At 63.0% G+C, this 18,611-nt stretch carries 19 protein-coding genes; 4 read left to right on the forward strand and 15 right to left on the reverse strand.

Annotated features, from left to right (window positions below; genetic code table 11):
- Positions 1-114: 114 nt before the first annotated feature.
- The 3 genes from MOK15_RS02725 to MOK15_RS02735 form a co-directional block, all read right to left on the reverse strand.
- Positions 115-648 (reverse strand): hypothetical protein, encoded by a 534-nt coding sequence (locus tag MOK15_RS02725; protein ID WP_242930195.1) that lies wholly within the window; start codon positions 646-648, stop codon positions 115-117.
- Positions 649-765: 117 nt separating this feature from the next.
- On the reverse strand, positions 766-1,626 hold the full coding sequence (locus tag MOK15_RS02730) for a sigma-70 family RNA polymerase sigma factor (protein WP_242930196.1): 861 nt from the start codon (positions 1,624-1,626) through the stop codon (positions 766-768).
- Positions 1,626-2,081 (reverse strand): carboxymuconolactone decarboxylase family protein, encoded by a 456-nt coding sequence (locus MOK15_RS02735; RefSeq protein ID WP_242930197.1) that lies wholly within the window; start codon positions 2,079-2,081, stop codon positions 1,626-1,628. Before MOK15_RS02735 ends, MOK15_RS02730 begins: the two co-directional genes overlap by 1 nt.
- 416 nt (positions 2,082-2,497) lie before the next feature.
- Between MOK15_RS02735 and MOK15_RS02740 the strand changes: the two genes are divergently transcribed.
- Positions 2,498-3,250, forward strand: a complete 753-nt coding sequence (locus tag MOK15_RS02740; protein WP_242930198.1) for a sulfite exporter TauE/SafE family protein — start codon at positions 2,498-2,500, stop codon at positions 3,248-3,250.
- Between the two features lie 94 nt (positions 3,251-3,344).
- On the opposite strand, the gene purC is transcribed toward MOK15_RS02740, so the two are convergent.
- The 4 genes from purC to MOK15_RS02760 all read right to left on the reverse strand — a co-directional run bounded on the left by purC (position 3,345) and on the right by MOK15_RS02760 (position 7,412).
- A complete protein-coding gene (gene purC, locus MOK15_RS02745) occupies positions 3,345-4,127 on the reverse strand; it encodes a phosphoribosylaminoimidazolesuccinocarboxamide synthase (RefSeq protein WP_242930199.1) in 783 nt (260 codons plus the stop codon).
- Between the two features lie 125 nt (positions 4,128-4,252).
- The gene (locus MOK15_RS02750) at positions 4,253-4,678 is read right to left on the reverse strand and encodes a hypothetical protein (protein ID WP_242930200.1); all 426 of its coding nucleotides are present in this window, start codon (positions 4,676-4,678) and stop codon (positions 4,253-4,255) included.
- 57 nt (positions 4,679-4,735) lie between these two features.
- A complete protein-coding gene (locus MOK15_RS02755; RefSeq protein WP_242930201.1) occupies positions 4,736-6,010 on the reverse strand; it encodes an aminotransferase class V-fold PLP-dependent enzyme in 1,275 nt (424 codons plus the stop codon).
- Positions 6,011-6,104: 94 nt separating this feature from the next.
- A complete protein-coding gene (locus MOK15_RS02760; RefSeq protein ID WP_242930202.1) occupies positions 6,105-7,412 on the reverse strand; it encodes a dicarboxylate/amino acid:cation symporter in 1,308 nt (435 codons plus the stop codon).
- 269 nt (positions 7,413-7,681) lie between these two features.
- On the opposite strand from MOK15_RS02760, the gene MOK15_RS02765 reads away from it, so the two are divergent.
- Positions 7,682-9,049, forward strand: coding sequence for a M20/M25/M40 family metallo-hydrolase (locus tag MOK15_RS02765; RefSeq protein ID WP_242930203.1), 1,368 nt, complete (start codon positions 7,682-7,684; stop codon positions 9,047-9,049).
- 129 nt (positions 9,050-9,178) lie between these two features.
- Here MOK15_RS02765 and leuA read toward each other — a convergent pair whose 3' ends face one another.
- The 8 genes from leuA to miaA all read right to left on the reverse strand — a co-directional run bounded on the left by leuA (position 9,179) and on the right by miaA (position 17,321).
- Positions 9,179-10,852, reverse strand: a complete 1,674-nt coding sequence (gene leuA / locus MOK15_RS02770; RefSeq protein ID WP_242930204.1) for a 2-isopropylmalate synthase — start codon at positions 10,850-10,852, stop codon at positions 9,179-9,181.
- Positions 10,853-11,097: 245 nt separating this feature from the next.
- On the reverse strand, positions 11,098-11,745 hold the full coding sequence (locus tag MOK15_RS02775; RefSeq protein ID WP_242930205.1) for a YceI family protein: 648 nt from the start codon (positions 11,743-11,745) through the stop codon (positions 11,098-11,100).
- Positions 11,746-11,754: 9 nt separating this feature from the next.
- Positions 11,755-12,372, reverse strand: coding sequence for a YceI family protein (locus MOK15_RS02780; protein WP_242930206.1), 618 nt, complete (start codon positions 12,370-12,372; stop codon positions 11,755-11,757).
- A gap of 147 nt (positions 12,373-12,519) precedes the next feature.
- Positions 12,520-13,539, reverse strand: coding sequence for a ketol-acid reductoisomerase (gene ilvC / locus MOK15_RS02785; RefSeq protein ID WP_242930207.1), 1,020 nt, complete (start codon positions 13,537-13,539; stop codon positions 12,520-12,522).
- Positions 13,540-13,630: 91 nt separating this feature from the next.
- Positions 13,631-14,146 (reverse strand): acetolactate synthase small subunit, encoded by a 516-nt coding sequence (ilvN, locus tag MOK15_RS02790; protein WP_242930208.1) that lies wholly within the window; start codon positions 14,144-14,146, stop codon positions 13,631-13,633.
- Entirely contained in the window at positions 14,146-14,514 is a 369-nt protein-coding gene (locus tag MOK15_RS02795) for a hypothetical protein (RefSeq protein WP_242930209.1), read from the reverse strand. Before MOK15_RS02795 ends, ilvN begins: the two co-directional genes overlap by 1 nt.
- A 10-nt stretch (positions 14,515-14,524) precedes the next feature.
- Entirely contained in the window at positions 14,525-16,276 is a 1,752-nt protein-coding gene (locus MOK15_RS02800; RefSeq protein WP_242930210.1) for an acetolactate synthase 3 large subunit, read from the reverse strand.
- A gap of 100 nt (positions 16,277-16,376) precedes the next feature.
- Positions 16,377-17,321, reverse strand: coding sequence for a tRNA (adenosine(37)-N6)-dimethylallyltransferase MiaA (miaA, locus tag MOK15_RS02805; RefSeq protein WP_242930211.1), 945 nt, complete (start codon positions 17,319-17,321; stop codon positions 16,377-16,379).
- On the opposite strand from miaA, the gene serB reads away from it, so the two are divergent.
- Both serB and MOK15_RS02815 read left to right on the forward strand, forming a co-directional pair.
- Positions 17,320-18,198 (forward strand): phosphoserine phosphatase SerB, encoded by an 879-nt coding sequence (gene serB, locus MOK15_RS02810; RefSeq protein WP_242930212.1) that lies wholly within the window; start codon positions 17,320-17,322, stop codon positions 18,196-18,198. The two genes, miaA and serB, sit on opposite strands and share 2 nt — an antisense overlap.
- A gap of 154 nt (positions 18,199-18,352) precedes the next feature.
- Positions 18,353-18,607 carry a hypothetical protein gene (locus tag MOK15_RS02815; RefSeq protein ID WP_242930213.1) on the forward strand — a complete coding sequence of 85 codons (255 nt, stop codon included), beginning with the start codon at positions 18,353-18,355 and terminating at the stop codon, positions 18,605-18,607.
- The last annotated feature ends 4 nt before the right edge of the window (positions 18,608-18,611 follow it).

The raw sequence follows: 18,611 nt of genomic DNA on the forward strand, positions 1-18,611 counted from the left end.
ATGCTCCGATAAACGAGAAAAACAGAATGAGCGCATATCGTTTTGCGTGAGAACGGTGTCTGTTATATTCGGCGAGCGTCATATCCAATGTCCGGCATTTTTTGTGCAGCGAGCCTATCGTGACGCAGGAATTTGCACCTGGCCGTCATAACTGCACCCGATCAGCGTTTTACCCGGAAATGCCGAATTTGTCGCGATTTGCAGGGTTGATCGGTTCTTGAAGCCAAATCCGGATTCCTGATCCACCTTGAGTGATTCATCGACGAGGCGCTCGCCCTTGAATTGCCCGGAACCTTCCAGAATATTGGTGATACCCTGCGCGGCGCCGAGCGCGGTGGGATCCTGCAGGTCCAGGACCGCAAACATCGCAGAACCCGTGAAGGCTACGACGTTTGTGTTGTAACCAAAGACGCCAAGCGGTTCGGGAAGATGGTATGATGAGAAGGTCAAACTCTTGGTCGGAAGCTTCACCCAGCCACGCGCCTTGGCGCTACCCGGACTGTCACTATCGCTGATCGATAGCGCAAAGCCGACATAATGACCGCCATCGATCCTGCAGGCCAGGACGTCGGCTATATCGACTGTGGCCGGGTCGAATGGCGCGGGCTGGGCTGCGTCCGCGACGGAGCACGACAACAGTGCCGCCAACGCAAGTATAAATCCGGCCCGCACTATTCTCTCTCCGTCGCATTGCTCTGATCGCATAATTATCTAGGCAACAGCCCGACATTGATAAAGCTCTATATGTTGCGGCTTGGCCTATACTCAGTGGAGATGACGCAGCTTGTCGGGGTTGCGCATGACGTAGATGGCGGCGACCTTGCCATCCTCGATATCGAGCGCGGTGGTCTGAACCTCGCCATCGGCCTCGCGGGTGACGAAGCCGGGTAGGCCGTTGATGATGCAGGTGCGCAGCAGGGTCGATCCATATTTGCCGAACAGCACGGCCAGCGCCTTGTGTACCTGCATGACCTGACCGAAGCCCAATGCAGGACGCACCGCCGCCGGGCGCTTGCCGCCGCCGTCGCTGTGCAGGCTGACATCCGCCGCGAGCATGGCGCCCAGCGCGCTCATGTCGCCGCTGCGCGACGCGGCGAAGAAGGCGTCGGCAATCTCCAGCCCGCGCTGCTTTTCGAGCCTGTAACGCGGCCGGGCATCGCGGACATGGGTGCGTGCGCGGGTGGCAAGCTGGCGACAGGCGGTGGCGTCGCGCCCGATCGTCGCGGCGACTTCCTCGAAGCCCAGGCCGAAGACATCGTGTAACAGGAAAGCGGCCCGCTCCAGCGGAGAAAGCCGCTCCAACGCCAGCATCAGCGGCAGCGCCACATCCTCCGGCTCCTCCTCTTCCTCGACCACCGGTTCCGGCAGCCAGGGGCCGACATAGGTTTCGCGCTGCACCCGCGCGGATTTGAGCTGGTCGAGGCAGAGGCGCGTCACCGTGCGGCGCAGAAAGGCTTCGGGTTCCCGCACATCGGCGCGGTCGGTTCCCATCCAGCGGATGAAAGCTTCCTGCACCACATCCTCGGCATCGGCGACTGATCCGAGCATCCGATAGGCCACGCGCGTGAGGCGGGGACGCAGCGGGTCGAAGCGCACCGCCGCGTCCTCCTGCGTCCCCCGCTCCATCAGGCCGCTGCCTTCATCGGCATGTCATACCAAAGGTTGAAGCCGATCGCGATGCGGTTCCAGCCGTTGATGATGTTTATCATCAGCGTCAGCTTCACCTGCTCCTCCTCGGTGAACTCCCAGTTCAGCGCTTCCTTCGCGGCTTCATGGGTGTGGCCCTGGGCGATTTGGGTCAGCGCCTCGGTCCAGGCCAGCGCGGCGCGTTCCCGGTCAGTGTAGCAGGGGGCTTCGCGCCAGGCGCTGAGCAGGTAGATGCGCTGTTCCGTCTCCCCTTTCTCGCGCGCTTCATAGCTGTGCATGTTGATGCAGTTGGCGCAGCCGTTGATCTGCGACGCGCGGATTTTCACCAGTTCGATCAGGCTGGGTTCCAGGCTGTCGGCGATGGCGGTGGAGAGGGCGGTCCAGCTTTTCATCAGATGCGGCGCGACGGCATAGGGGTTGATTGTATCGGTCATGATGCAGCTCCTTGGGTGGTTATCACTGTCATGACGAGATGGCTTTCCCAGATGTGACATGAAGGCGCGGAAATTTTCCAGCGCGGGTGATTTTCCCTGCCGGAGTCGAAGTTCACACCGTCGTACGCTAGCGGCGAGAGGCAACCATAAATCCTCCCCTGTAAGGGGAGGGGGACCGCTCGCGAAGCGAGTGGTGGAGGGGTGTCCCGCTATCGTGAGGGCGACACCCCTCCGTCAGTCGCTACGCGCCTGCCACCTCCCCTGCCAGGGGAGGATGAGTGTTGCGGACATAGTTCCCGTCATGCTGACGAAAGTCAGCATCCAGGGTTGTGCCTAGCCGCCCGGGATTTCGGCGTGCGCGGGGTCTCACTCAAATCATCATTCTCATCCGCCTGTGCATCCCCTAAGCGCGGCATATGAATCCCGATTATCTCTATTTCGCCTGCGCCGTCGTCGCCGTCGTCATTTCCGGCCTCGCCAAGGGCGGTTTCGCGGGGGCGGGGGCGCTGGCAATGCCGATCATGGCGCTGGGCGTCGATCCGGTGCGCGGGGCGGCGATCCTGCTGCCGATCCTGATCCTGCAGGATGCCGTGAGTGTCTGGGCGTTCCGGCGGACTTGGGACGGCCATATATTGCGGGTCATGCTGCCCGGCATGGCCGCCGGCGTGGGCCTTGGCTATGTCTTCGCGGCGCAGGTGTCGGAAAGCGCGGTGTTGGGGGCGTTGGGCGCCATTTCGGTGCTGTTCGGGCTGCAACGATTGTGGGTGGAGCGCGGCGGGGCGATCGTGCTGCCGTCCAATTCACCCGACTGGACAGGTGTCCTGTTCGGTGTCGCCAGCGGCTTTACCAGCCAGATCGCCCATGCCGGGTCGCCGCCCTTCCAGATGTGGGTGCTGCCCAAAAAGCTGCCGCGCGACATGCTGGTGGGGACGACCGCAGTTGCCTTCGCCACGATGAACTGGATGAAGGTGCCCGCCTATGCGGCGCTGGGGCAGTTCACGCGCGCGAACCTGACGGCGACGGCCATGCTGGCGCCAGTGGCGATCGCCGCGACTTTCGCGGGGGTGGCACTGGTGCGACGGGTCGACGCCGCGCGCTTCTACACGCTCATCTATGTGCTGATGGTGCTGCTGGGCATCAAGCTGGTGGCGGATGCGCTGATGGCCTGAAAAGCTACCGTCATGCCGGACCTGATCCGGCATCCAGGGCGGTTTGCGCCGACCCTGGATCCTGACTTTCGTCAGGATGACGGCAGGCAGATACCTATTCCTTCTCGCGCTTCTTGCGATGGGTGTCGAGGTCGAGGACGGTGGTGTCCAGCCCTTCGGGCAGCAGGCCCAGGCGGCGCGCTACTTCCTGATAGGCTTCGACTTCACCGCCCAGATCGCGACGGAACCGGTCCTTGTCCAGCTTCTCGTTCGTCGCCGCATCCCACAGGCGGCAGCCGTCCGGGCTGATCTCGTCGGCCAGGATGACGCGGCTGTAATCGCCGTCATAGAGGCGGCCGAATTCCAGCTTGAAGTCGATCAGGCGGATGCCGATGCCGGCGAACAGGCCGCACATGAAGTCGTTGATGCGGATCGCCATGTCGGCGATGTCGTGCATTTCTTCCTGCGTGGCCCAGCCGAAGCAGGCGATATGCTCTTCGGATACGAGCGGGTCGCCCAGCGCATCGTCCTTGTAGCAATATTCGATCAGGGTGCGGGGGAGCTGCGTGCCTTCCTCGATGCCCAGCTTCTTGCTGAGCGAACCGGCGGCGACGTTGCGCACCACGACTTCGATCGGCACGATCTCGACCTGACGCACCAGTTGCTCGCGCATGTTGAGGCGGCGGATGAAGTGGGTCGGTACGCCGATCTGGCCGAGCAGGGTGAAGATATGCTCGGAAATACGGTTGTTGAGCACGCCCTTGCCGGAGATGGTGCCCTTCTTCTGCGCATTGAAGGCGGTGGCGTCATCCTTGAAATATTGGATGATCGTGCCTGGCTCCGGACCTTCGTAAAGGATCTTTGCCTTGCCTTCGTAGATCTGGCGGCGACGGGCCATGCGCGTTCCTGTCTTGTCTCTGAAAACATTGCGCCCCGGCAATCGCGAATCGGAAAGGATCAGCGGGTGCCGGGGCTGCTCGGCAGGCCCATAGAACAAAGTAGACGGGGGTGCAATTGCGGTGGCTATTCTGCTCGACGTCGCCGCAGCCAGCGCATCGTATATTCCAGTCCGATGAGTGGGCCGCCGCAAACAGCCGCTAAAAAACCGAGATAAAGGCCGTAAAATGGCGCGCCGAGAGGTGCGGTCGACCGGCTGGTGAAATCGCCACTCACTAGGAAGCGATACAGTATAATAAGCATGACGACGGATGCGGCCGCAAATATGATTTTGAGGGGAATATATCTGGAAAACCAAATATATAACGCCATGACGAGTTGCGCCGCGCCGAGAAATGGCATCAGGAACAGAAATCCGAGAGGCGCGATTATGATTGTGCCCCAATCCCAGTCCGAGGGGTTCCCTAAAATGATGAAAAACATCGCAGTGCTTACAAAGGGAAGCGCGGCGGCGAATGCTAAAATTTTGTTCTTAAAGGTGTCTGCAAACATCTGGGGATTGTGGCAGATGTTGCGCAGAGTTCAATCTATTCGTAACTTTGAGTCCGGCTACGCCTCCTTCATCTTCCGATAGGCGTCGAACAGCGTCAGGAACCGGTCGATATCCGCCTTGCTGAGGAAATAGGGCGTGGCGAGGCGCAGCTTGCTGGGGTTGCCGCCGCGAATGCGGACCTTGTGGTTGGTCCAGAGCCAGTCCTGCAATTCCATCCGCTGGATCGAGGGCATGTTGACCGTGGCGATCGCGCCGCGCAGCGCGGGATCGGCCGAGGTCCAGCTTTCCGCGCCGCGCTTCATCATTTCGGCATGGATATAGTCGGCCAGGCTGCGGTTGCGTGCCTCGATCCGGTCCATGCCGATCATGCTGGCGAAGGCTATGGCGGCATTGAGGCCCATGAGCGTGGGGATGCAGGATGATCCGATCTGCATATAACGGTCGGCCATGCGCGTGGGATCGTCATAGCCGCCGGTGGCAATTGTGTTCCACACCCGGTCCATCACGCCCTTGTCGCGTAGGTAGAGGAAGCCCGTCCCCTTGGTGGCGAATAGCCATTTGTGCATCGATCCGGTATAAAGGTCGCAGCCTATGTCATTGAGATCGACCTTTATCATGCCGGGCGCATGGGCGCCGTCGAAAGCGGAGACGATCCCCTTCGATCGGGCGAGCGCAGCGATCTCCTTGGCCGGCAGCACCACGCCAGTCGCGGTGCTGATATGGCTGACGAAGATAATCCGCGTCCGGGGCGTGATCGCGTCGTTGATGCGGTTAAGGATTTCGGCCGCGTCTTTGGGTGGCTTGGGCATGGCGAATTTCTTCACCACCACGCCATAGCGGCGCTGGCGCAGCATCCAGGGCATTTCGCCCGATCCATGTTCCTCGTCGGAAATCAGCACTTCGTCGCTGGCTTTCATGTCGAAGCCGCCCGCGACATAGCTGTTCGCCTCCGTACAGTTGCGCAGGATCGCCATCTGTTCAACCCGCGCGCCCATGAAATCGGCGAAGGGCCGGCGATATTCGTCCCATGATCCATAGCCCCAGATCGGATAATCCTCCGACCCCGGCTGGGTCATCTGCTCGGTCGATTGAAAGCCGTCGAAAATGGCCTTCAGCACCGGGCGCGGCGAGGAGCCGACCGTGCCGACATTAAGGTTCACCACGTCTGCCGGGATCAGGAACTGGCGGCGCAACGAGGCCCAATAGGCGTCCTCATCCCTGCTATGGAGATCGGCGGCGGGCAGGGGGACGGATTGCAGCGCCTGAGCGCCGATCGGCTGGGCGAGGGAGGCGGCAGCGGCGCTGCCTAGGAAGGAACGGCGGTCGAGCATCGGGCACCTCTTGCGCAATGCGGGCCGGGACGGTCCCTGCATTGTCCTGCGCAAGGTTGAACGATGCTCCGGCGGAAATCCACCTGTCCCCCGTTCAGGCGGCTACGACGGTTTCCCCTGCGCCATAATAGGCGCTCTCGTCCAATATCCCCTCGCGCTTGGCGACCAGCGTCGCGACCAGCACCTGGCCGGCGACATTGACGGCGGTGCGGCCCATGTCGAGGATCGGGTCGATGGCGAGCAGCAGCCCCGCGCCTTCCAGCGGCAGGCCCAGGGTCGAAAGGGTGAGGGTCAGCATCACGATCGCGCCGGTGAGGCCCGCGGTCGCGGCCGATCCGATCACGGACACGAAGACGATCAGCACATAGTCGATGAAATGGAGCGGGATGCCGTAGAAACCCGCGACGAAGATGGCCGCGAGCGCGGGATAGATCGACGCGCAGCCGTCCATCTTGGTGGTGGAGGCCAGCGGGATGGCGAAGGCGGCATAACCCTTGTCGACGCCCAGCCGTTCGGTCACGGTTTCAGTGACGGGCAGGGTGCCGACCGAGGAGCGCGATACGAAGCCGAGCTGGATCGCCGGCCATGCCTTGGCGAAGAAGGGGCCGGGTTTCAGGCCGTTGGCGATCAGCAGGGTCGGGTAGACGACCAGCAGCACCAACGCGAGGCCGAGGTAGATGGCGGCGGTGAAAGTACCAAGCTGCGCCAGCGCGCTCCAGCCATAGGTGGCGATGGCGGTGCCGATAAGGGCGGCCGATCCGATCGGGGTCAGGCGGATGACCCATCCCAGGATCGCGCGCACCACGGCGAGCAGCGAGCGCACGAAGGCGAGGAACGGCTCCGCCTTGGCCCCGACCTTTAGCGTGGCGAGGCCGACCGCGATCGAGATGACCAGCAATTGCAGGATGTTGAAGGACAGGCTGGTGGTCGCCGCGCCGCCTTCCGCAACCTTGGTGCTGCCCGACAGGGCCAGGCTGTTGGCGGGCACCAGCCCTTTGAGGAAATCGAGCCAGCCGCCGACAGATTCCGGCTGCTTGGCCGCCAGCGCGGCGCTGCTGAGGCCGATGCCCGGCTGCACGATGACGCCGATGGTGATGCCGATGGCCACCGCGATCAGCGCGGTGATCGCGAACCAGAGCAGGGTCTGCCCGGCCAGCCGCGCGGCGTTGTCCAGCGCGCGCAGATTGGCGATCGATGCGACGATGGCGGCGAAGACCAATGGCGGCACGATCGCCTTCAGCAGCGAGACGAAGATCGAACCGACTGTCTTGAGCGTCGTCGCCAGCCAGTTGAGATCGCCGTCCGGCCCCGCGCCGATCTGGCGGGCGACAAGGCCCAGCAGCAGGCCCACGACCATGCCGGCAAGCACCTGAAATCCGAAACTGCGATACTGGAGGGCCATGACTCTTTTTCCTCTGGGCAAGCGGCGGCCTATATCGGATGCGCATTGTCCGATTGCGCGCAAGCAATTCTTTCAAGGGATGCAGCGCGGATAAGGCTGTCCTCTTTCCGCAAGCGCGATTTCCATCGGAAATCGCGTTAAATCAAAAATCTAATGTAGCCGGGCCGATGCAATCGGATCGACTATTCCAGACCCATGGTCAAACGCATTGGCCGGGCCGATCCGCTATGCCACAAAAGCATGATCGGTCCATCAGGGAGTGTAAATATATGACGATGCGGGGCGCATTGATGGGGGTGGCGCTGCTGGTCCTGCCGCAGGGCGTGCAGGCGGCGGCGGATGCGGGGACGGCGAAGGATATTCTCATGCGCTCCATCGCTCATCGCACCGTGGAGGGGGCGGGGCAGGTGCCCGGACTGGCTAATTATTATGCTGGCGTGCTCAAGACGGCGGGCTTTGCCGACGGGGACATCGTCATCACGCCGATGGGCGAGACGGCGACCCTGGCGGCGACGATCAAGGGCAGCGACCCGAAGCTGAAGCCCCTGGCCCTGATCGGCCATATGGATGTGGTGGCGGCGAACCGCGCCGACTGGACCCGCGATCCCTTCGTCCCGGTGGAGGAGAATGGCTATATTTTCGGGCGCGGGGCGGAGGATAATAAATATGATGTCGCGATGATGGTCGCGACCCTGGCGCACCTGAAGAAGGAAGGCTGGAAGCCGCGCCGCACCGTCATCCTGCTGCTGTCGGGGGATGAGGAGACCGGCATGGTCACGACCAGGGCGCTCGCGATGCAATATCGGGACGTCGAATTGCTGCTGAACGGCGATGGCGGCGGCGGGCTGCTCAACGACGCGGGCAAGCCCGTTCTCTACCAGTTGCAGGCGGGCGAGAAGACCTATGCCGATTTCGAGATCGGCTTCACCGATGCGGGCGGCCATTCGAGCGCGCCGACGCCGGACAATCCCATCTACCGGCTGGCGAAGGCGATCGACCGGATCGTCGCCTATCAGTTTCCGCCCATGCGCAACGAATTGACCAGGGCGTCGCTGGCGCTGTCCGCCGACCGGATGGACGGCGAGGTGGGGCAGGCGATGCGGCGCTTTGCCGAAACGGGCGATCCGGCCGCCGCCGACCTGCTCTCCTCCCGGCCGGAGTTCATCGGGCAGGTGCGCACGACATGCGTCGCAACCATGGCGCAGGCGGGCCATGCGCTCAACGCCCTGCCGCAAAGCGCGAAGGTCAGCGTCAATTGCCGCATCTTCCCCGGCGTGCCGATCGCGGACGTCAAGGCGCAACTGGTGAAGGTGATCGCTGATCCGACCGCAACAGTCACGACTTTGAACGATCCGACCGGCAGCGATGCCTCGCCGCTGCGGGCCGATGTGGTGAAGGCGGTCAGGGAAGCCGTGACGGCACGTGCGCCGGGTGTCACGGTGATGCCGGGCATGTCGGCCGGGGCCACCGACAGCCTCTATTTCCGGGCGCTGGGCGTGCCGAGCTATGGCGTTTCCAGCCTGTTCATGAAGGCTGAGGACGGTTTCGCCCACGGCCTGAACGAGCGGGTGCCGGTAGCGGGCATAGGTGCGTCGCTGGAGCAATGGGACCGGGTCGTCCGGGCGCTGGCGAGGTAGGGAGAACCCCGGAAATCGTCATTCCCGCGGAGGCGGGAACCCATTTCCCAACCGTTGTTTCAGGTGGCACGGTCAGGAGATGGATTCCCGCTTCCGCGGGAATGACGTTATCTTTTGTTCGAGCGAAGCTCAGCCCCGCACCGCAATCCCGTTCGCGGCGGAGAGCACGGCCTTGACTGATGCGGTCGCTACGTCGCTGTCGGTGCCGATGCCGAAGACAGTGCGGCCGTCGGGGGTACGGCATTCGACATAGGCGGCGGCGTTCACATTCGTACCCGCGCCGATCGCATGTTCGCTATAATCGGCGATCTCCAACTCCACGCCCAGTTCGTCGCGCAGCGCGGCCAGAACCGAGGAGATGAGGCCGTTGCCGCGCCCGGAAATGGAGCGCTCGCCACCCTGATGGGCGATCTTGCCGGTGAAGATGCGATCGCCCGCCGCGCCGCCTTCCTGATAGTCGATCAGCGCATAAGGCTGGTCGTCGGTCAGGCAATAATGCTCTTCGAACGCGGTGGAAATGTCGGCGGCATTGAGTTCGCGGCTCGACTGGTCGGCAAATGCCTGCACCACCTTCGAAAAGTCCGCCTGCATCTTCTTGGGCAGCTTATAGCCCTTGTCCTGTTGCAGCACCCAGGCGACGCCGCCCTTGCCCGACTGCGAATTGACGCGGATGACCGCTTCATAGTCGCGGCCCAGATCCTTGGGGTCGATCGGCAGATAGGGGACGTTCCAAATCTGGTCGTTGCGGGCTTCCTGCGCGGCAAAGCCCTTCTTGATCGCGTCCTGATGGCTGCCCGAAAAGGCGGTGAACACCAGTTCGCCGGCATAGGGATGGCGCGGGTGGACGGGCAACTGGTTGCAATATTCGACGGTCTGGATGACCTCGTCGATGTCGCTGAAATCCAGTTCCGGGTTGATGCCCTGCGTGTACATGTTGAGCGCGACCGTCACCAGGTCGCAATTGCCGGTGCGCTCGCCATTGCCGAACAGGCATCCTTCGACGCGATCCGCGCCCGCCATGATGCCCAGTTCCGCCGCCGCGACGCCGGTGCCCCGGTCGTTATGCGTGTGCAGCGATATCACCACGCTGTCGCGCCTGGAGATATTGCGGCAGATCCATTCGATCTGGTCGGCATAGATATTGGGGGTGGCGCACTCGACGGTGGCGGGCAGGTTCAGGATCAGCGGCCGCTCCAGCGTCGGCTGGAGAATGTCCATCACCGCTTCACAGCATTCCAGGCTGAAATCCAGCTCCGCGGTGGAGAAGGTTTCGGGCGAATATTCGAAATGCCAATCGGTGTCGGGCTGCTTGGCGGCATGATCGCGCAGCAGCTTGGCGGCGTTGACCGCAATCGCCCGGATCTCCGGCCGCTCCATCTGGAACACGATGTTGCGCCAGGCGGGCGAAATCGCGTTGTAGACATGGACGATCGCCTTCTTCGCGCCGCGCAGGCTTTCGAAGGTGGTGGCGATCAGGTCGGCGCGCGCCTGCGTCAGCACCTGCGGGAATACATCGTCGGGGATCGCGCCGTCGCGGACCAGGCTGGAAATGAAATCGAATTCGGTCGCGCCGGCCGCCGGGAAGCCGACTTCGATCTCCTTGACGCCGACCTTGAGCAGCAGGTCGAAGAAGCGGCGCTTCTTTTCGGCGTTCATCGGATCGATCAGCGACTGGTTGCCATCGCGCATGTCGGTCGACAGCCAGCGGGGCGCCTTCGTGATGACGTTGGACGGCCATTGGCGATTGGGCAGATCCACCTGCGGGAAGGCGCGGTATTTCTGCGTGGGGTCGGTCAGCATCATGGGATCAAACTACTTCCTGCAACGGGGCGCGGCCATGATTCGGAAAAGGGGCGCTCCCGATGTACGACTTGACTGTGATGGATGCCCTTAGGCGGATCGACGCTGCCCTTAGCCGGAAGGCAGCACAAAAGCCACGCCTAAGGGCGTGTAAGTCGTAGCAGGGTAAGAAGCGCGCGGCTCTGCATAGCGCGTCTCCCTAACCCCTTTCGGGGTCAGGGGTAAAGATGAATCTTTCCGGGCTGCGTTCAGGAGTGACGGAATATTGCGTCGATGGTCAGGTCAACCTTGTCGGACACGAACGGGCGGCCAAAGCCCATATCGAAATGGCTGCGATCGACCGTCATCGTTCCGGTGAAGTGCAGCACCGACAGGCCGGGGGCCTCATCGGGCGTCACGCCGACCAGGCGGACGGACAGGGTGACGGGGCGGGTTTCCCCATGCATGGTCAACTCGCCCGCAATCGGGGTCGGCACCTCGCCATGGGCGAGCGGGGCGTCCTGCGCGGTGAAGCGGACGGTTGGAAATTTCGCCATGTCGAAGAAGCTGTCGCCCTTGAGCATCGCGTCGGTCGACGTGTCGCCGGTGGTCAGCTTTTCGACCGGGAACTGGATGTCGACGGAGGCGCGGTCGGGTCGTGCCGGGTCGATCACCACCGAACCCTCCGGCGCGACGAAATCGCCCTCATAGCCGCCGACCAGCGCCTTCACATGGAAATGCACCTTGGTCGCGGCGCTATCCACCTGATAATGGCCGGGCGCGTAAAGCGCCGCACCTTGGGGTGGCACGCTAATATGGGGAGCCGCCGCCATGGGGGTGGGCGGCGGCGTTGCCGCCGCCGGCGCAAATCCAATCAAACCAAGCAGCAGAATGGCTTGCGCCGGACGGCTCATCATATTTGCTTTTTACTTCTGGAAGCCGGCGATGATCTTCAGTTCGACCGTGTCGCCCACGACGGGGACGTAAGCGCCCAGGCCGAAATCGCTGCGCTTGATCGTGCCGGTTGCAACGAAGCCGATATTTTCCTTCTTGTTCATCGGGTTGGCGCCCGCTCCATAAAATTCGGCGTCCAGCGTCACCGGCTTGGTCACGCCCTTGATGGTGAGGTTGCCGGTGATGGTCGCGCCGGTGCCTTCGGCCTTCACTGCGGTCGATACGAAGCTAGCCTTGGGGAATTTCGCGGCGTCGAAGAAGTCCGGCTTCAACAGATGTTCGTCAAGCGCGTCGACGCCCGTCTTCAGGTTCGCTATCGGCAATTCGATGCTGACCTTCGACGCGGAGGGATTGGCCTTGTCCAACGTCAGCGTGCCGCTGGGACCGGCGAAGATGCCGACATTGTTGGTGAAGCCCATATGGTCATAGGCGAAGACGACCTGGGTGTGGCCCGGATCGACGGTATAGGCGCCGCCGGTGACTTTGGCGACGTCCTTGGTGCCGGGGGCGGAGGTCGGCATCTGCGCGATGACGACGGTGCCGCCGGTGATGGCGATCAGGGCAGCGGCGGGGATCAGATATTTACGCATGGACAGACTCTCCAGGAAACGCACAAGGGGCCCGGCTAGAATAAGCCGAACCCCTCGATTGTTCCAGAGCCGTAACCGGAAACGGATCGTTCCCATATGCAAAGGATGTTGGATCATCCTCTCCTGTAAGGGGAGGATGGGAATTGGTCAGTTCTTGTCCTTATCGACCAGCTTGTTGGCGCCGATCCAGGGCATCATGGCGCGCAGCTTGGCGCCGGTTTCCTCGATCGGATGGCGCTGGGCCGCGATACGGCTGGCCTTGAGTTCCGGCTGGCCGGCGCGGTTGTCGAGGACGAAGTCCTTGACGAAGCGGCCCGACTGGATATCGGCCAGAACGCGCTTCATTTCCTTCTTTGTTTCTTCGGTGATGATGCGCGGGCCGGTCTTGATGTCGCCATATTCGGCGGTGTTCGAGATCGAGTAGCGCATGTTGGCGATGCCGCCCTCATACATCAGGTCGACGATCAGCTTGAGTTCGTGGAGGCATTCGAAATAGGCCATTTCCGGGGCGTAGCCGGCCTCGACCAGGGTTTCGAAACCGGCCTGGACCAGCGCAGTGGCGCCGCCGCACAGGACGGCCTGCTCGCCGAACAGGTCGGTTTCGCATTCCTCGCGGAAATTGGTCTCGATGATACCCGAACGGCCGCCGCCGACGCCCGAAGCATAGGAGAGGGCGATGTCATGGGCGTTGCCGGTGGCGTCCTGATGGACCGCGATCAGGCAGGGCACGCCGCCGCCCTTCACATATTCGCCGCGCACGGTGTGGCCGGGGCCTTTGGGCGCGATCATGATGACGTCCACGTCCTTGCGCGTTTCGATCAGGCCGAAATGGACGTTCAGGCCATGGGCGAAGGCCAGCGCCGCGCCGGGGCGCAGGTTGGCGTGAATGTCGTCGGCATAGATCGCCGCCTGATGCTCGTCGGGGGCCAGGATCATCAGCACGTCCGCCCAGGCGGCGGCGTCCGCGTTCGACAGCACCTTGAAACCGGCGCCTTGCGCCTTCTGCGCGCTGCCCGAACCGGGGCGCAGGGCGATGGCGACTTCGGCGACGCCCGAATCGCGCAGGTTCTGCGCATGGGCATGGCCCTGGCTGCCGTAACCCAGGATGGCGACCTTCTTGCCCTTGATCAGGCCGATGTCCGCGTCGCGATCGTAATACACCTTCATTGGATTAACCCTTTCTCGTCCTCCCATGCGGGAGGCGTCAGACAATAGTGATGGAACAGGAGCGCCGCGCAGCGGCGGCGCGAACGGAAATTCAGACCGGCTCTTTCCCCCGGATCAGGCCGACGACGCCGGTGCGACCGACCTCGACCAGGCCGATCTGGCGCACCAGGCCGACGAAATTATCGATCTTCTCGGTTGTGCCGGTAATTTCGAAGATGAAGCTTTCGATCGTGGTGTCGACCACCTTGGCACGGAACACGTCGGCCAGGCGCAGTGCTTCGATTCGGTCCTCGCCCGTGCCCGCCACCTTCACCAGCGCCAGCTCGCGCTCGACGAACGGGCCGTTTTCGGTAAGGTCCGTGACCTTGTGCACCGGCACCAGCCGGTCGAGCTGAGCGATGATCTGGTCGATCACCTTGGGCGGGCCGCTGGTGACGATGGTGATGCGGCTGATCGCATGATCGTCGGTGATGTCCGCCACGGTCAGGCTGTCGATATTATAGCCGCGCGCGGTGAACAGGCCCGCGATGCGCGCCAAAATGCCGGCTTCGTTGGAAACGGTCAGCGACAGGACATGTCGCTGGCTCAATTCTTCCTGGATATGCATCAGATTGCCCCGTTATCCTGGTCTTTGCGCCGGTCCCGATCCGTATCGGGCTGGTCATGGCGCTGCGAAATGGTGGCGGTGAAGGCGAAATGCCATGCGCCGTCGATATGATGCGCGAGGCGCACCGAAAAGCCCGTCACCGTGTCGAACACCCGGCTCAGCCGTTCGCCGACATAGCGGGGACCGGCCAGCACCGAACCGATATGGTGGTCGTTGAAATCGAACCCTCGGTCCAGATGCACTTCCCATTCCCTATTGTCCGGGTCGGCATGATCGGTGGTCCAGCCGGTGAGGTCGGCCGTTCCCGCGATCCGTTCGAAATCCCATGGCTCCGTCACATGGACGCGGAGCTTCAGATGTTGCGTCACATCCCGACCTTCACACCAGCGCCTTTGCCTCGTCCGACATGACGCCTTCGATCTGGTTGGGATCGAGCAGCATTTCGGTGTGGGCCGCGCCCGACGGGATCATCGGGAAGCAGTTGGACAGCTTTGCCACGCGGCAATCGACGATCACCGGGCCGGGGGTTTCGAGCATCTGCCTGATGCCCGCCTCCAGTTCCTGCGGTCCTTCGATGCGGATGCCGGTCCAGCCATAGGCTTCGCCCAGCTTCACGAAGTCGGGCAGGCTATCCGAATAGCTGTTGGAATAGCGGCTTTCATAGGTCAGTTCCTGCCACTGGCGGACCATGCCCATATATTCATTGTTGAGGATGAACAGCTTCACCGGCAGGCGATACTGGGTGGCCGTACCCATTTCCTGAATGTTCATCTGGACCGATGCGTCACCCGCGATGCAGATGGCCAGGCTGTCGGGGTTGCCCATCTGCGCGCCGATGGCGGCGGGGAAGCCGTAGCCCATCGTGCCCAGGCCGCCGGAGGTCAGCCATTTATTGGGCGCTTCGAAGCCGAAATGCTGGGCGGCCCACATCTGGTGCTGGCCGACTTCGGTTGTGATGATGACATCTTTGCCCGTCGCTTTGGTCGCCGTGTACAGGTCGGCGATGGCGCGCTGGGGCATGATCTCCACGCCATTTTCGGCATAATCGAGCGATTTTTTCGCGCGCCAGCCGGCGATCCGCGCCCACCATTCGGCCAGGTCCGCCTTCTGGTGATTGCGCAGCTTCCACAGGGCGATAATGTCGTCGAGCGCGCTGGCGATGTCGGCCACCACGGCGACATCGACATCGACGATCTTGTTGATCGAGCTACGGTCGATATCGATGTGAACCTTGCGGCTGTTGGGCGCAAAGGCGTCGAGGCGGCCGGTGACGCGATCATCGAAGCGTGCACCAACGCACAGGATCAGATCCGCCTGGTTCATCGCCCAATTGGCTTCATAGGTGCCGTGCATCCCCAACATCCCGACCCACTGGTCGGAGGAGGCGGGGAAGGCGCCCAGGCCCATCAGGGTGGAAGTGACGGGCGCGCCGGTCAGCGCGGCCAGTTCGCGCAGCAATGCGGACGCCTGCGGGCCGGAGTTGATGACGCCGCCGCCGGTGTAGAGGATCGGGCGATCGGCCGCGGCCAGCATCTCGACCGCCGCGTCGATCGCGGCGGCGTCCGCTTTGGTCTGCGGACGATAGCTGGCGTGGACCTTCAATTCCGGCCTGGCATAGGGCGCGGTCGCGATCTGGACATTCTTGGGAATGTCGACGACGACCGGGCCGGGCCGGCCGGTGGTGGCGATGTGGAACGCCTCATGAATGACGCCGGCAAGCTGGCCGGGCGTCTTCACCAGATAATTATGCTTGGTGCAGTGGCGGGTGATGCCCACCGTGTCCGCTTCCTGGAAGGCGTCGGTGCCGATCAGTTGCGTCGGAACCTGCCCGGTGATGACGACCATCGGGATGGAATCCATCAGCGCGTCGGTGATGCCGGTAACGGCATTGGTCGCGCCGGGGCCGGATGTGACGAGCACGACGCCGGGCTTGCCCGTCGAACGCGCATAGCCCTCCGCCATGTGAGTCGCGCCCTGTTCGTGGCGGACGAGCACATGCTTGATCGTGGGATGATTATAGAGCGCGTCATAAATGGGCAGCACGGCGCCGCCCGGATAGCCGAACACGACCTCGACGCCCAGATCGACCAGGCATTCGACCAATATGTCCGCGCCGCTCTTTTCGGCCACGATGATACTCCTCCGTTGATGCAAGTCGGGTGCTTTGCGCGCCCGCGCCTTTGATGGCAAGGCGCCTGCCTCTAGTGGACAGAAAATGACGGGTCAACCATTAATGTTGTAATTTAATTGCTAATTCATAGGATATTTTGTCATCAATATATCGTGCTTCGCGAGGCCAGCCGGACGGCGGCTGGTTCGCGAACCAGGTATATTGGCGCTTGGCATATTGGCGGGTGGCGATCCGGCCCTTTTCGATCATGCTGTACGCATCGCTGTCGCCTTTCAGGAAAGCGGCGATTTCCGGCACGCCGATCGCCCGCATCACGGGCAGGTCGGGGTCCAGGGAGCGGGCGAGCAGCGCCTCCACTTCCGCAATGGCACCGTCTTCGACCATCAACCCGAAGCGGCGGTCGCACCGTTCGATCAGCCAGTCGCGCGGCGGCAGCAGGATGAGCGGCGACAGGTGGATGTTGTCGCCGATCCCGCCCACCTTATGTTGCTGCCATGCCCTGAGCGGTCTGCCGGTGGAGCGTATCACCTCCAGTGCGCGGGCGACGCGGGTGGTGTCGGCCGGGGCGAGGCGGGCGGCGGCCTCCGGGTCTTCGTTGGCCAGCGCTTCATGCGCCTGCGCCACGGGCAGGGCACGGACGGCGGCGCGTATATCGGGATCGATGTCCGGCACCGGGGCGATGCCGTCGAGCAAGGTCCGGATATAGAGTCCGGTGCCGCCGACCAGCACGGGCAGCTTGCCCGCTGCATGGGCGGCGTTCACTTCCGCCTTCGCCTCTGCCGCCCAGCGCGCGGCGGTGCAGGCTTCCGCGCCGTCGATATGGCCGAACAGGCGGTGCGGCACGCCGCCCATTTCCTCTGGCGAAGGCCGGGCGGAGAGGATGGTGAGATCGGCATAGACCTGGCTGGCGTCGGCATTGATGACGACGCCATTGGTCGCCCTGGCAAGGCGAACCGCGAGCGCGCTCTTGCCGCTGGCGGTCGGCCCGGCAATAAGCGCGACCCGTGGGCGGGATTCGCCCTGCTGTGTGTCAGGAGTGTTCATGTTCGTCGCGACCTTAGTGGCAAGTGGCTCGATGGGGCAGGGGGATATTGCGCAGGCCGCCGACCGGCTGCGCGATGCCGGATGCCAACCGGGTGAGATCGCCTGGCTCGACGCGGGCAAGGCGGTGGACATCTTCTTCACCATCGATCCGGTCAAGGCCCGCGCGGCGTTGACCGATCTGGGGCAGGGCATCGACATCATCGTCCAGCCGATTGCCACCCGCGAAAAGAAGCTGCTGATCGCCGACATGGATTCGACCATGATTACGGTCGAGTGCATCGACGAACTGGCCGACTATGCCGGGATCAAGCCGCAGATCGCCGAGATCACCGAACGGGCAATGCGCGGCGAACTGGACTTTGCCGGCGCGCTGCATGAGCGGGTCGCGCTGCTGAAGGGGCTGGAGGATGCGGCGATCGACCGTTGCCGCGCCGAGCGCGTGGTCATCATGGGCGGGGCCAAGGCGCTGGTGCGCACGATGAAAGCGCGGGGCGCGAAGGCGCTGCTGGTGTCGGGCGGCTTCACCCGCTTCACCGGGCCGGTAGCCGAGGAGATCGGCTTCGACGCGGCGGTCGCCAACGTGCTGGAGATCGCCGACGGCGCGCTTCTGGGTACCGTGACCACGCCGATCGTCGACGCGGCGCGCAAACGGGCGGAGCTGGAAGCCGCGATCGCGAGCGGAATCGACCGTGCGCTGACCCTGGCGGTGGGCGATGGCGCCAACGATATTCCGATGATCGAAGGGGCAGGATTGGGCGTCGCCTATCGTGCCAAACCCAGGACGCGCGCGGCTGCTGCGGCCGAGATTGTTCATGGCGATTTGTCGGTGCTGCTCTATGCGCAGGGCATCCCCTCAACCGACTGGTTCATCGAATAACGGACTGTCACTATTAATGCACGGTTCGACGTCATTTCGGTCGGGTAATGGATTCGTTTCGTAACATTGTACGTTGGTCCGCTGCCGCCCGTTCGGCGGTGGAGAGGTGTAGAAGCGTTGGGCGATTTTTCGCTTTGCGCTGAGGGAGTTATGTATGAAAATCAAATATATGGCTTTGGCTGCCAGTGGGCTGCTTGCCCTGAGCGCCTGTGCGAAGAACGAGGCTCCAGTCACGACCGCACCGCCGGTCGGACCCGGCGCCATTGCTGGTACTATTGCCGCCGACCGTGATGGCGACGGCATTGTTGATGGCTATTACACCAGCGACGGCATCTATCATGCGATCCAGGGTCCGCCCTGCCCGCCGCCGCCCGCGCCGATGCCGTCCCGTTCGGGAGAACGCGGCTGATCCA

Source organism: Sphingobium sp. BYY-5 (assembly GCF_022758885.1).
Classification (GTDB): domain Bacteria; phylum Pseudomonadota; class Alphaproteobacteria; order Sphingomonadales; family Sphingomonadaceae; genus Sphingobium.

Coding starts and splice junctions, on each gene's coding strand:
- MOK15_RS02735 (WP_242930197.1), bottom strand. CDS start 2,081: ATGACCGATACAATCAACCCCTATGCCGTCGCGCCGCATCTGATGAAA.
- MOK15_RS02755 (WP_242930201.1), bottom strand. CDS start 6,010: ATGCTCGACCGCCGTTCCTTCCTAGGCAGCGCCGCTGCCGCCTCCCTC.
- ilvC (WP_242930207.1), bottom strand. CDS start 13,539: ATGAAGGTGTATTACGATCGCGACGCGGACATCGGCCTGATCAAGGGC.
- MOK15_RS02740 (WP_242930198.1), top strand. CDS start 2,498: ATGAATCCCGATTATCTCTATTTCGCCTGCGCCGTCGTCGCCGTCGTC.
- MOK15_RS02730 (WP_242930196.1), bottom strand. CDS start 1,626: ATGGAGCGGGGGACGCAGGAGGACGCGGCGGTGCGCTTCGACCCGCTG.
- MOK15_RS02750 (WP_242930200.1), bottom strand. CDS start 4,678: ATGTTTGCAGACACCTTTAAGAACAAAATTTTAGCATTCGCCGCCGCG.
- ilvN (WP_242930208.1), bottom strand. CDS start 14,146: ATGCATATCCAGGAAGAATTGAGCCAGCGACATGTCCTGTCGCTGACC.
- MOK15_RS02775 (WP_242930205.1), bottom strand. CDS start 11,745: ATGATGAGCCGTCCGGCGCAAGCCATTCTGCTGCTTGGTTTGATTGGA.
- MOK15_RS02765 (WP_242930203.1), top strand. CDS start 7,682: ATGACGATGCGGGGCGCATTGATGGGGGTGGCGCTGCTGGTCCTGCCG.
- leuA (WP_242930204.1), bottom strand. CDS start 10,852: ATGATGCTGACCGACCCCACGCAGAAATACCGCGCCTTCCCGCAGGTG.
- MOK15_RS02760 (WP_242930202.1), bottom strand. CDS start 7,412: ATGGCCCTCCAGTATCGCAGTTTCGGATTTCAGGTGCTTGCCGGCATG.
- purC (WP_242930199.1), bottom strand. CDS start 4,127: ATGGCCCGTCGCCGCCAGATCTACGAAGGCAAGGCAAAGATCCTTTAC.
- MOK15_RS02815 (WP_242930213.1), top strand. CDS start 18,353: ATGAAAATCAAATATATGGCTTTGGCTGCCAGTGGGCTGCTTGCCCTG.
- serB (WP_242930212.1), top strand. CDS start 17,320: ATGTTCGTCGCGACCTTAGTGGCAAGTGGCTCGATGGGGCAGGGGGAT.
- miaA (WP_242930211.1), bottom strand. CDS start 17,321: ATGAACACTCCTGACACACAGCAGGGCGAATCCCGCCCACGGGTCGCG.
- MOK15_RS02780 (WP_242930206.1), bottom strand. CDS start 12,372: ATGCGTAAATATCTGATCCCCGCCGCTGCCCTGATCGCCATCACCGGC.